Below are 12,164 nucleotides of genomic sequence, written 5' to 3'. Positions count from 1 at the left end.
CGAGCCGAGTGAGCATTGGAATGCTCAGAACGGGCTCCTAAGGTTCTTGGCATGGCAGATGATCAGGTACAGGGTTTCGTGATCGGTGACGTCGAGGTGCTGCGCATCGTGGAGTGGCAGGGGCCGTACGTGCCCCTCGGCACCCTCGTCCCGGACTGCGCTCCGGAGGTGTGGAGCGCGTACGAGGAGCAGCTGGTCCCCGACCACCGGGAGGCCGACGGCGACCGTGCCGTGGTGACGCTGCAGACCTGGGTGGTGCGCGGCGGTGGACGTACGGTGCTGGTCGACACCGGGGTCGGCAACGGCCGGGAGCGGCCGGGCAGTCCCCTCTTCCATCAGCGGGACGGTGACTTCCTGGGCCGCCTGGAGCGGGCCGGGGTCCGGCCGCAGGACGTCGACGTCGTCGTCAACACCCACCTGCACGGCGACCACATCGGCTGGAACACCCGGGACGCCGACGGCGAGTGGGTGCCGGCCTTCCCCAACGCGCGCTATCTCCTGCCGGCCGCCGACGACCACCACTTCGGCCCGGACAACGGTTACGCGGGTGGTGTGCGCCCCGACGACCGGCTGATGTACGAGGACAGCGTCGCGCCCGTGCACCGGGCCGGGCAGGCCGTGGTGTGGGAGGGCGAGCACCGGATCGACGAGCACCTCGTGCTGGAGTCCGCGCCCGGACACACCCCCGGCTCCTCGGTGCTGCGCCTCGAATCGCGGGGAGAGCGGGCCGTGTTCGTCGGAGACCTGCTGCACAGCCCGGTGCAGATCATGCATCCCGAGTGCAGCAGCTGCTTCTGCCTGGATCCGAAGCAGGCGGCCGAGACGCGGCTGCGGGTGCTCGAACGGGCCGCCGACGAACGGGCTTTGGTCGTTCCCGCCCACTTCGGCGGTGCCGGTGCGGTGGAAGTGCGTGAGGGACGTGGCGGGTTCACGCTGCACCGGTGGGCCGCCTGACCGCTCCTCTTCGACAAGGGCGTGGTGCGCACGGTACTCATGTGACATGAGTGGAGACGGCGAACACCCGCCCGACGGACGGTTGATCGGTGGGCGTTATCGGCTCCTCGGGCGCCTCGGCGCCGGGCCGTCCGGGACCGTCTGGCGGGCGCGGGACGAGCAGGAGCAGCGGGACGTGGCCGTCAAGGAGCCCGCTCTGCCCGGGGATCCGGCCGACGACGAGGAGAGCCGCCGGATCGCGCACCGTCTCCACCGGGAGGCGCGGGCCGCCGCCCGGGTGCGGCACCGCTCGGCCGTCACCCTGCACGACGTCGTCACCGAGGACGGACTCCCGTGGATCGTCATGGAGTTGGTCGAGGGAGAGTCGCTCCGGGAGGCCGTCCGGCGCGGGCCGCTGCCACCGGCCGAGGCCGCCCGGGTCGGGCTCGCCGTCCTCGGGGCGCTCAGGGCCGCGCACGCCGTGGGGATCGTGCACCGGGACATCAAGCCCGCCAACGTCCTGATCGAGTCCGGCACCGGGCGGGTCGTCGTCACGGACTTCGGGATCGGGGACGGGCACGCCGAAGCCGCCCCCGCCGGATTCGTCGCCCCGGAGCGGGCATCGGCACGCGGCGCCGGTCCCGCCTCCGACCTCTGGTCCCTCGGGGCGCTGCTGGCCGCCGCCGTCGAGGGCGGCGACGCCGGCCCGCTCGACCCCCTGCTGACCCGACTGCACGCCCCACGACCGGAAGCACGCCCGTCCGCGGAGGAGGTCGCGGCAGCCCTGAGGACCTGCGCGGGCGCGTCCCCGGCGGGGGGTACGGCACCGGAGCGGGCGCAGGGGGCCGGGCCCGAGGGGGAAGCCGGGCCGCGCACTCCCGACCCGGCCCCCGCTCTCACCCACCGTCGCCGGACCCCCCTCGCCGTTCTCGCTCTCCTTCTTGCGAAGAAACCCGGAGCCGAGTGATCGTCACCCCGACAACCCCCTGATCAGCACATTTGCTGCCAGTGATCACTGGCGTCGTGTGAGTACTCCGTGAATCCCCGTTACCGACGGGTACCCAAAGCCTGCGTCGCGGCATACCCTGCGCGTCATGACGGACTCGCAGGCCCCGGACATCACCGGTACCAACCCGCTCGCGCCCGCTCCCGAAGGCGTCCGCACCGCCGCCGACGTGGTCACCCCGGAGCTGGTGGCCCAGCTGACCAAGGGCGTCGTCGGCTCCGGCCGTACCGCCAACCACACCCCGTTCACCGGCGAGAAGCTGGCCGACCTGCCCGAGTCCACCCCCGAGGACGTGCTCAAGGCCTTCCAGGCCGCCCGCGCCGCACAGGCCGTCTGGGAGAGGACACCGGTGCGCCGGCGTGCCGCCGTGCTGCTCCGCTTCCACGACCTGCTGCTGGAGCGGCAGGCCGAGGTCCTGGACCTCGTGCAGCTGGAGACCGGCAAGGCCCGGCTGCACGCGCACGAGGAGGTGCAGGCCGTCGCCGTCGCGGCACGCCACTACGGCCGCAAGGCCCCCGCCTACCTGCGGCCCAAGCGGCACACCGGTGCCGTGCCGACCCTGACGAAGGTCACCGAGCTCCGCCACCCGCGCGGTGTCGTCGGTCAGATCGCCCCCTGGAACTACCCCCTGGAGCTGTCGGTCGGCGACGCGCTGCCCGCCTTCGCCGCCGGCAACGCGGTGGTGATGAAGCCGGACACGGAGACCTGCCTCACGGCCCTGTGGGCGCGTGACCTGCTCATCGAGGCAGGGCTGCCCGCCGACGTCTTCCAGGTCGTGCTCGGCGAGGGCCCGGTCGTCGGCCCGGAGCTCGTCAAGCACGCCGACTACGTCTCCTTCACCGGCTCCACCCGCACCGGCCGCGAGGTCGCGCAGGGCGCCGCCGCCCGTCTGGTCGGCGTCTCCCTCGAACTGGGCGGCAAGAACGCCATGCTGGTGCTGGACGACGCCGACATCGAGAAGGCGGCCGCCGGTGCCGTACGCGCCTGCTTCTCCTCCGCCGGACAACTCTGCATCTCCATCGAGCGGTTGTACGTCCACGAGGCCGTCGCCGACACCTTCCTCGAGCGCTTCGCCGCCCGCACCAGGGCCATGCGGCTCGGCAACTCCCTCGCTTACGGCGCCGAGATGGGCTCGCTGGCCGGGGAACGGCAGCTGAAGGCGGTCGAACGGCACGTCGAGGACGCCGTCGCCAAGGGCGCGAAGGTGGTCGCGGGCGGAGCGGCCCGCCCGGACATCGGCCCGTACTTCTTCGAGCCGACCGTCCTCGACGGCGTCGAGGACTCCATGGCCGTGTGCGAGGAGGAGACCTTCGGTCCCGTGGTCTCCGTCTACCGCTTCCGGACCGACGACGAGGCGGTCGAGCGCGCCAACGCCACGCCGTACGGCCTGAACGCCTCCGTGTGGACGACGAGCGCCCGCCGCGGCCTGGACGTCGCCTCCCGGCTGCGCACCGGCACGGTCAACGTCAACGAGGGCTACGCGCCCGCCTACGGCAGCGTCCAGTCCCCGATGGGCGGCATGAAGGACTCCGGCCTCGGCCGCCGCCACGGCTCCGAGGGCATCCTCAAGTACACCGAGGCCCAGACGGTGGCCCGGCAGAGGCTGCTTCCCATGGCGCCGTCGCTGGGGATGGACGACGAGAAGTACGCCCAGTTCATGAGCCGCAGTCTCCGGATGATGAAGGCTTTCCGGTTCCGCTAGACGACCCGTCCCCCAACCCCGATCAAACCCCCGTTCTCAACGAGGAGAGCACGTGTCGCAGGAGAAGTCTGTCCAGACCCGGGACGAAAACGAGGACGGGTACGACTACGACGTCATCGTGGTCGGATCCGGATTCGGCGGCTCGGTCTCCGCCCTCCGCCTCACCGAGAAGGGCTACCGGGTCGGCGTCCTGGAGGCAGGCCGCCGCTTCACGCGCGACGCCCTCCCCAGGAACTCCTGGGACCTGAAGAACTACCTCTGGGCCCCCAGGCTCGGCATGTACGGCATCCAGCGCATCCATCTGCTGGGCAACGTCATGGTGCTGGCCGGCGCGGGCGTCGGCGGCGGCTCGCTCAACTACGCCAACACCCTCTACGTACCGCCGAAGGCCTTCTTCGACGACCCCCAGTGGCGGGACATCACCGACTGGCAGGAGGAGCTGAAGCCGTACTACGACCAGGCGCGGCGCATGCTCGGCGTGCGACTCAACCCCACCATGACCCCCTCCGACGTGCACCTGAAGGCGGCGGCGCAGCGGATGGGCGTCGGCGACACCTTCCACCTCGCACCGGTCGGCGTGTTCTTCGGCGACGGCGAGGACGCCGACGGGGTGGCGAAGGCCAGGCCGGGCGAGCAGGTGGCGGACCCGTACTTCGGCGGCGCCGGGCCGTCCCGGAAGGCCTGCACCGAGTGCGGCGAGTGCATGACCGGCTGCCGGCACGGCGCGAAGAACACCCTCAACGAGAACTACCTGTACCTCGCCGAGAAGGCGGGTGCGGTGGTGCACCCCATGACGACGGTCGTGTCCGTCACCGACGACTCGCGGGGCGGGTACGCGGTGGCGACGCTGCCGACGGACGAACGGAAGAAGGGCAAGGGCCGGATCCTCACCGCGCGCGGGGTCGTCCTCGCGGCCGGCACCTACGGCACCCAGACCCTGCTGCACCGCATGAAGGCCGGCGGCCAGCTGCCGTACCTGTCCGCCCGGCTCGGCGATCTGACCCGCACCAACTCCGAGGCCCTGGTCGGCGCGCAGACCGACAACCGGCGCTACCGCAAGGCCACCGGGGAGCCGAAGGCCGACTTCACGCGCGGGGTCGCCATCACGTCCTCCATCCACCCCGACGAGAGCACCCACATCGAGCCGGTCCGCTACGGCAAGGGCTCCAACTCGATGGGCGGCCTGTCGATCCTCCAGGTCCCCTACGCGGAGGGCTCCTCGCGGGCCCTGGCCTGGCTGGCCAACGCGGCCCGCCACCCCCTGCTGGTCGCCCGCTCGCTGTCCAACCGGCGCTGGTCGGAGCGGACCATCATCGGCCTGGTGATGCAGTCGCTGGACAACTCGCTGACGACGTACCTGAAGCCCGGCGGCGTCGGCAAGGGCCTGCTCACCGCCCGGCAGGGGCACGGCGCCCCGAACCCCAAGCAGATCAAGGCCGCCTCGGAGGCCGCGTCCGCGCTCGCGGCCGAGATCAACGGCTTCGCGGGCAGCAACGTCGGCGAGCTGATGGGCACCCCGCTGACCGCGCACTTCCTCGGCGGCTGTCCCATCGGCGACTCCCCGGAGACCGGTGTGATCGACCCGTACCACCGGCTCCACGGCCACCCCGGCATCTCGGTCGTGGACGGAGCGGCGGTCTCGGCGAACCTCGGCGTCAACCCGTCGCTGACGATCACGGCGCAGGCCGAGCGGGCCATGTCGTACTGGCCGAACAAGGGCGAGGAGGATCCCCGTCCGGCGCAGGGAACGGCGTACGAGCGGCTGAAGCCGGTGGAGCCGCGCGACCCGGCGGTCCCCGCGGACGCGTTCGGCGCGCTGAAGCTGCCGCTCCTGGGCATCCCGGCGGTGCCGCCGAAGGAGTAGGCAGAAGAACTGAGCGGAACAGCTGAGCGGAAGAACCGAGCAGGAGAAGGAGCCGGGAACGGAGACGAGGGACCTGCGTCCCCCTCCGAACGCAGGTCCCTCGCTTCTTACCGTCTTCTTGATCCGGCAGCAGGTTTGATCGGTGAGGAGCCGGAACGGTTGCGTCCCCTCATGGGATTTTTGTGTGGTGTGAGTCACAGCGTTTCGGCGGGCGGGCATGGCGAAGGGCCCCGCGGTACGTGAGCCGCGGGGCCCTTCTCTCGTCAGCACCGACGTCAGGGCAGCGCCGGTGCCTGGGAGCGGCGCCGGGGGGGTGCGCCGCTTGTGGTGTGGTGTCGACCTCGGGCGGACGGACGGGTCGGTCAATGCCGTTGTCTGCGCGGGGACTTGGGGCTTCTACGCATCGTGCTGGATGAGTGAGGCATCCGCAACCGTTTGACCCGGCACTGGTGCATATTTGCAGTTTTCCGCCGGTCGGCCCCGGGCGTCCCCGGAGCCGACCGTTCTCTTGGGTGACCGGGCTGCTGTCCCCTGCCGTCCGGTCACTTTTCTGGAGCGAGGTCCCACGGTGCACGGCACGACCCGTACGCCTCATCGCTCCAGCGAGCCACGCGTGGTTCTGTCGGGCCCGCCCCTGGCTGGCACGGACAACGGGATCAACGAAGCGGTGCGCGGGCCGGTCACGCGCCGTACGGGTGAGAGCGGGACCGAACTCAGATGCGACCCCGGCACAGCTCCAGCAGGGTCATCGCCAGGGCGGTGCCCGGCTTGCCCAGGGCCTCGCGGTAGCGGCCGAGGATCTCCATCTCACGGGAGAGGTTCACGCGGCGGCCGCCGGAGGCGATCCGGGCCTCCTGGACGACGGTGGACACGGCCATCCGTTCCTGGATGAGGCCGATGATCCGGTCGTCGAGGGCGTCGATGCGCTCACGGGCGTCGGCGATGGTCTGTTCCGGCGTGAGGGTCGTCATGTCGGGGGCTCCTCGGTGAGGTGAGTGCCCCGGAACGGCAGGACCCGGGAAAACGACAGGCGCCCCGGGCCTTGTCGGCCCGGGGCGCCTGGGAAGTCGCTTGGCGGTTGGCTCAAGCAGCACGACCATGGCAGCCGGCGGGCCGGGTGCCATAGGTAAAGAGGAAGGTCGCGTGCTGAGGCATGCGGCCAGTATGCCACGGCCCCGGACCGGGGAGGCCTCCACGTCCACCCCCGTTAGACTCGGTAGCACAGACCCCCGCCCGACCACCAGAAGGCACCCCGTGTCATCAGCGACTTCCACTGCCGCCACCCCCGACACCGTCCTGGTCGTCGACTTCGGCGCGCAGTACGCCCAGCTCATCGCCCGTCGCGTCCGCGAGGCGCGGGTCTACAGCGAGATCGTGCCGAGCACCATGCCGGTCCAGGAGATGCTCGCCAAGAACCCCGCGGCGATCATCCTCTCCGGCGGCCCCTCGTCCGTGTACGAGGAGGGTGCCCCCCGCCTCGACGGCGCGATCTTCGAGGCCGGCGTCCCCGTCTTCGGCATGTGCTACGGCTTCCAGCTGATGGCGCAGGTCCTCGGCGGTACCGTCGACAACTCCGGCGCCCGTGAGTACGGCCGCACCGACCTGCACGTCTCCAAGGTCTCCTCCACCCTCTTCGAGGGCACCCCGGACGAGCAGCACGTGTGGATGTCGCACGGCGACGCCTGCTCCGCCGCCCCCGAGGGTTTCGCGGTCACCGCGTCCACGGACGTCGTCCCGGTCGCAGCCTTCGAGAACGACGACAAGAGGCTCTACGGCGTCCAGTACCACCCCGAGGTCATGCACTCCACGCACGGCCAGCAGGTGCTGGAGCACTTCCTGTACCGGGGCGCGGGCCTGACCCCGTCCTGGACCACGGGCAACGTGATCGAGGAGCAGGTCGCCGCGATCCGCGAGCAGGTCGGTGACAAGCGGGCCATCTGCGGCCTCTCCGGCGGCGTGGACTCCGCCGTCGCCGCCGCCCTCGTCGCGCGCGCCATCGGCGACCAGCTGACCTGCGTGTACGTCGACCACGGCCTGATGCGCAAGGGCGAGACCGAGCAGGTCGAGAAGGACTTCGTGGCAGCGACCGGCGTCAAGCTGGTCGTCGTGGACGCCGAGGAGCGCTTCCTGACCGCGCTCAAGGGCGTCACCGACCCCGAGGAGAAGCGGAAGATCATCGGCCGCGAGTTCATCCGCGTCTTCGAGCAGGCGCAGGCCGAGATCATCGCCGACGAGGGCCCGGCCGTGGAGTTCCTGGTCCAGGGCACCCTGTACCCGGACGTGGTCGAGTCCGGCGGCGGCACCGGCACCGCCAACATCAAGTCGCACCACAACGTCGGCGGCCTGCCCGAGGACCTCGAGTTCCAGCTGATCGAGCCGCTGCGCAAGCTGTTCAAGGACGAGGTCCGGATGGTCGGCCAGGAGCTGGGCCTGCCGGAGGAGATCGTCCAGCGCCAGCCCTTCCCGGGCCCGGGTCTCGGCATCCGCATCGTCGGCGAGGTGAACAAGGAGCGTCTGGACCTCCTCCGCGACGCCGACGCCATCGCCCGCGAGGAACTGACCGCGGCCGGCCTGGACCGGTCCATCTGGCAGTGCCCGGTGGTGCTGCTCGCGGACGTCCGCTCCGTCGGCGTCCAGGGCGACGGCCGCACCTACGGCCACCCGATCGTGCTGCGCCCGGTCTCCTCCGAGGACGCCATGACCGCCGACTGGTCGCGGCTGCCGTACGACGTCCTCGCCCGTATCTCGACGCGGATCACCAACGAGGTCCGGGACGTCAACCGGGTCGTCCTCGACGTGACCTCGAAGCCGCCGGGCACCATCGAGTGGGAGTAGTCCCGCCGCTGTCGAAGGTCACGTCCGCTTGAGAGTGCGCACCGGCTCTCCGGGCTTCCACACCTGGGCCACCAGGTATGTCTCGTCCTCGACGTAGGTCCGTACGACCTCCGTCAGCTCGGTGCGGAAGAGGTGGAACGGCTGCGGCGGTTCCACCTCTTTGACGTACGCCCCCTTCACGGCCGTGTCGACGACCTCGAAGGCCCGTCCGCCGATCCGGACGTCCCCGCCGTCCACGTCGGCACCCGGATTGGACTGCAGCGCGAAGCGGGGGTCGCGGAGCAGGTCCAGCGCCTTGAAGGAGTTCGGCATCATGCCGAGCCACAGCTCTCCGTCCAGGAAGCGGACCTCCAGGCCGGAGGTGCGGGGGGAACCGTCCCTGCGCAGGGTCGCGAGGACATGGTGCCGGTACGCGCCGAAGCGCTCCTCGGCGATCGCCGCCAGTCCGGGTGCGGCGGTGGTGAAGGCTGCCCAGTTCATGGGCGCCAGTCTCGCGGCCGATCCCGACAACCTCTGTCTGGTATCCGCCGCGTACGTCATCTTTACAAAACAGCTCTGCCCTTTTGCGCCGACCGGCGGTAACTTCCGGCCCGTACAGCAATCCCCACGTGGAGGACCTATGCACGGGCCCAACCCGCCCCTGCCGCTGCCCACCGACCAGCTGCAGTTCGCCATGCCGCCGATGTACGAGTCGGTCGAGGACGAACGCCGGCACCGCAAGGAGCGGCTCGCGGGCGCCCTGCGGATCTTCGGGCGCTCCGGCCTCGAGGACGGGGTGTCCGGGCACATCACCGCGCGCGACCCCGAGTTCACCGACTGCTTCTGGGTCAACCCGTTCGGGATGCCTTTCAAGCACGTCACCGTCAGCGACCTCGTCCTCGCCAACCGGGAGGGGCAGGTGGTCGAGGGCCGCTACCACGTCAACCAGGCCGCCTTCACCGTGCACGTCCAGGTCCACGCCGCCCGCCCGGACGTCGTCGCCGTCGCGCACTGCCACTCCGTGCACGGCCGGGCCGTCGCAGCGCTCGGCGACCTCATCGACCCCATCACCCAGGAGAGCTGCGCCTTCTACGAGGACGTGGCGCTCTACGACACCTACACCGGCGTCGCCGTGGACGCCGAGGAGGGCCGGCGCATCGCGGCCGCGCTCGGCTCCCGCAAGGCCCTCGTGCTGCGCAACCACGGGCTGCTGACCGTCGGGGACTCGGTGGACGCGGCGGCCTGGTGGTTCCTGTCGCTGGAGCGGTCCTGCCAGGTGCAGCTGATGGCGAAGGCGGCCGGCCGCCCGGTCCTCATCGACCACAAACTGGCCGTCGCCACCCGCGAGCAGCTCGGCGGCGACCTGGTGGCCTGGATCAACTACCAGCCGCTGTGGCAGGACATCAGCCGCAGCGAGCCCGACCTGCTCAGCTGAACCCCCTGAGCACCGCCGCCTTGGTCACCGCGAACTCCTCGTCCGTGAGCACCCCGGCGCGGTGCAGCTCGCCCAGCTCCCGCAGCCGCCGCAGCAGGACGTCGTGGTGGTCGGCCCGCGCCGGTACGGCGGCCGGCGGCCCCTCGCGGTCCGGGTATGCGCCGCCGGCGCGGGTGGAGGGGTGCGGCAGCCGGGCGGTGACGGCCGTCGCGACCAGCGCCGTCAGCAGGTCACGCCGGACGCTGCCCCACAGGTCGAGGGTGTAGGGGTCCCGCTCGGGCGGCAGCTTGGAGAACGCCGTCTCCCGGGTCACGAAGCGCAGGAAGCCGTCTTCATAACCGGAGTTGGGCAGCCACTCGACCTGGACCAGGTCGCCGAGACCGATGATCCGCGGGCCGGTCGCGCGCTTGACCCGGTCGGAGCTGTCGGCCCAGTCGATGCGCACCTGGACGCCGTCGAAGGAGACCGTGCCGTCGGAGGACCGCACCGAGACCGGCACCGGCGGCCCCGGCAGCAGATAGGTCGCCGTGGGCTCCTTGGGGACCTCTTCGAGCAGCAGCGCGTGCCGGATCTCCTCGGCGACGAACTCGGCGACCCCGCCGCGGTCCGCGTCCACGGTCAGCCGGTAGGGATCGGCCGCGTCCGGCAGTCGGCCGCCGGTGGCCTGCAGCAGCGGGTCGGCGCCCTCGCGCAGCCGCATCCGCAGCCGGCCCCGCTTGCGCTCGGGCTCGTACACGACACCGGACACCGCATCGAGCGGTACGGCGATCTCCCCGTACGTCTGCCGCAACAGCGGTACGGAGCGGTGGAGTCCGGGGTGATCCGGATCGTGCTGCCGTCGAACGCCCAGGTGCCGTCCCGCTGGATGATCTCGGCCATACGGTGATTCTCGCAGCCGGGTCAACACAGCTGCCCGAACTTCACCCGCCGGAACCCGGTCCGGGCGGGCCGGGAAGGCTTGCGTAGGGCACAATTCGCTCTCGTCACAGGGGAGTTGCACGGCGTTGGGACGGCTCGCAGAAGAGCCGCCGGCCGTGTCTCGGGTCGTGGGGAAGGCGGGCGTCGGGCGTGGCGGTGCAGGAGGCGAGACAGGGCGCGGCAACGGGTGCCGACGGGGTGCACGGGGGCGGCTGTTCCTGCGGGGACTGTCCGCACGGGGCCCGGGAAGGGCATCGGCGGGCCGTCGCCGCGTTCCTGCGCGTCCGTGACGAGTTCGCGGCCGGACAGGGGCTGCCGCCGGCCGTGGCGCACTCGGCCTCCGCCTCCCGCCAGTGGGTCTCCGAGGAACTGACCCAGCGGGCGGAGGCCGTCGCCGACCGGGGCCGGGCGGAGGGTGAGGCGTGGCTGGCCCGGCTGTGGCTGCGCACGGCGTGCACGGTGTGGGGCGCGGTCGTCGTGCTGCTGCTCGCCGAGGCGCTCACCGCGATCGGAGCGGGCTGGACCAGCGCGCGGACCGCCGCACTGCTCGCCGCGCTCGTCGTCGCCGGAGCGCTGACCACCGCCTCCTGGTTCCACCGGGCGCGCGGTGGCGTGCTGGCCCCGTTGATCGGCGAGGACAACCGGATGTCCACCTCGCGCACGGTGGCGGCCGGCTGGGTCCTGCTCGTCGCCTACGCGGTCCTGCTGCTGGCCGGGCGCCTGGCCGTCGCCTCCGACCACACCGAACGCGACGCACTGCTCTCCGGGCTCGACCTCGGGCGCGGCGCGGGCGCGTTGACCGTCCTCGCGGTGGTGTGCGGCATCGCCGTACTGGTCCGCCGGGTGGTCGGACTGCGCATCCTCGGGCTGCGGCTGCAGAAGGTGCCGGCCCACCGGCCGCGCGCCGCCGACCTGCTGACCGACGACTCCGGCCGGGGCGCCTTCGCCGACCTCCAGTACGTCGTCATCAGCGCCGTAGCCGTGGTCTTCGCCGCCGTACGGCTGGCCCGCCGCCCCGACGAACTCCCCGACCTGCCCTGGGGACTCGCGGTCGTCGTGCTGATCTCCGCCGCGACCTACCTGGCCGGCAAGTACGCCGAGGGAGGCCGCCCGGTGATCCTCTCCGTGGTCCGCGCCCGCGAGCCCGGGGACCTGGACGGGCCGATCCGCACCGGCGACGACATCGAGATCCGCGGCACCGGCTTTGTCCCGCCCGGCGCCCAGAGCGCCGACCGCCTCTCCCGGACGGTCGTGCGCATCGGCGCGGTCGACGTCCATGTCCCCCTGGTCCCCGTCGCCGGCGGCTTCCGCAACCCCACGGACACCGTCCTGACCGTCCCGGTGCCGGCCGAGGTGGAGCCCGGCTCGGTGGAGGTACAGGTGGTGACCGCGGCCGGGGTGGCGACCAACCGGTGCGTCGTCGAAGTGGCCGAGTGAGAGCGGAACCCGGGCCGCCGCCCCCCTTTCCCTCATCTTCCGGACCCGAAATCCG

At 71.7% G+C, this 12,164-nt stretch carries 9 protein-coding genes and 1 pseudogene; 7 read left to right on the top strand and 3 right to left on the bottom strand.

The window, feature by feature from the left end:
* Positions 1-51 precede the first annotated feature (51 nt).
* The 4 genes from AC07CM_RS30975 (at position 52) to AC07CM_RS30960 (ending at position 5,505) form a co-directional block, all read left to right on the top strand.
* Positions 52-954, top strand: coding sequence for an MBL fold metallo-hydrolase (locus tag AC07CM_RS30975; protein ID WP_478879770.1), 903 nt, complete (start codon positions 52-54; stop codon positions 952-954).
* Between the two features lie 46 nt (positions 955-1,000).
* On the top strand, positions 1,001-1,900 hold the full coding sequence (locus AC07CM_RS30970; RefSeq protein ID WP_478879769.1) for a serine/threonine-protein kinase: 900 nt from the start codon (positions 1,001-1,003) through the stop codon (positions 1,898-1,900).
* A gap of 127 nt (positions 1,901-2,027) precedes the next feature.
* Entirely contained in the window at positions 2,028-3,641 is a 1,614-nt protein-coding gene (locus AC07CM_RS30965) for a succinic semialdehyde dehydrogenase (protein WP_478879768.1), read from the top strand.
* 52 nt (positions 3,642-3,693) lie between these two features.
* Positions 3,694-5,505, top strand: coding sequence for a GMC oxidoreductase (locus tag AC07CM_RS30960; protein WP_478879767.1), 1,812 nt, complete (start codon positions 3,694-3,696; stop codon positions 5,503-5,505).
* Between the two features lie 713 nt (positions 5,506-6,218).
* Here the strand turns inward: AC07CM_RS30960 and AC07CM_RS30955 are convergent.
* On the bottom strand, positions 6,219-6,476 hold the full coding sequence (locus AC07CM_RS30955; protein ID WP_478879766.1) for a chorismate mutase: 258 nt from the start codon (positions 6,474-6,476) through the stop codon (positions 6,219-6,221).
* 283 nt (positions 6,477-6,759) lie between these two features.
* Here AC07CM_RS30955 and guaA point away from each other — a divergent pair, with 283 nt between their 5' ends.
* Positions 6,760-8,340, top strand: a complete 1,581-nt coding sequence (gene guaA, locus AC07CM_RS30950) for a glutamine-hydrolyzing GMP synthase (protein ID WP_478879765.1) — start codon at positions 6,760-6,762, stop codon at positions 8,338-8,340.
* Between the two features lie 18 nt (positions 8,341-8,358).
* Here guaA and AC07CM_RS30945 read toward each other — a convergent pair whose 3' ends face one another.
* Positions 8,359-8,820: a pyridoxamine 5'-phosphate oxidase family protein gene (locus AC07CM_RS30945; RefSeq protein ID WP_478879764.1), complete on the bottom strand. Its 462-nt coding sequence runs from the start codon at positions 8,818-8,820 to the stop codon at positions 8,359-8,361.
* Between the two features lie 139 nt (positions 8,821-8,959).
* Between AC07CM_RS30945 and AC07CM_RS30940 the strand changes: the two genes are divergently transcribed.
* Positions 8,960-9,754: a class II aldolase/adducin family protein gene (locus AC07CM_RS30940; RefSeq protein WP_478879763.1), complete on the top strand. Its 795-nt coding sequence runs from the start codon at positions 8,960-8,962 to the stop codon at positions 9,752-9,754.
* Here the strand turns inward: AC07CM_RS30940 and AC07CM_RS30935 are convergent.
* Positions 9,747-10,633: pseudogene (locus AC07CM_RS30935) on the bottom strand (DUF4429 domain-containing protein). The gene AC07CM_RS30940 and the pseudogene AC07CM_RS30935 sit on opposite strands and share 8 nt — an antisense overlap.
* Positions 10,634-10,822: 189 nt before the next feature.
* Here AC07CM_RS30935 and AC07CM_RS30930 point away from each other — a divergent pair.
* Positions 10,823-12,109 (top strand): hypothetical protein, encoded by a 1,287-nt coding sequence (locus AC07CM_RS30930; RefSeq protein ID WP_478879762.1) that lies wholly within the window; start codon positions 10,823-10,825, stop codon positions 12,107-12,109.
* The last annotated feature ends 55 nt before the right edge of the window (positions 12,110-12,164 follow it).

This window comes from Streptomyces sp. NPDC044061 (assembly GCF_056434305.1).
This window is presented reverse-complemented; position numbering and strand designations above follow the sequence as displayed.

Coding starts and splice junctions, on each gene's coding strand:
- AC07CM_RS30975 (WP_478879770.1), top strand. CDS start 52: ATGGCAGATGATCAGGTACAGGGTTTCGTGATCGGTGACGTCGAGGTG.
- AC07CM_RS30970 (WP_478879769.1), top strand. CDS start 1,001: ATGAGTGGAGACGGCGAACACCCGCCCGACGGACGGTTGATCGGTGGG.
- AC07CM_RS30965 (WP_478879768.1), top strand. CDS start 2,028: ATGACGGACTCGCAGGCCCCGGACATCACCGGTACCAACCCGCTCGCG.
- AC07CM_RS30955 (WP_478879766.1), bottom strand. CDS start 6,476: ATGACGACCCTCACGCCGGAACAGACCATCGCCGACGCCCGTGAGCGC.
- AC07CM_RS30945 (WP_478879764.1), bottom strand. CDS start 8,820: ATGAACTGGGCAGCCTTCACCACCGCCGCACCCGGACTGGCGGCGATC.
- AC07CM_RS30940 (WP_478879763.1), top strand. CDS start 8,960: ATGCACGGGCCCAACCCGCCCCTGCCGCTGCCCACCGACCAGCTGCAG.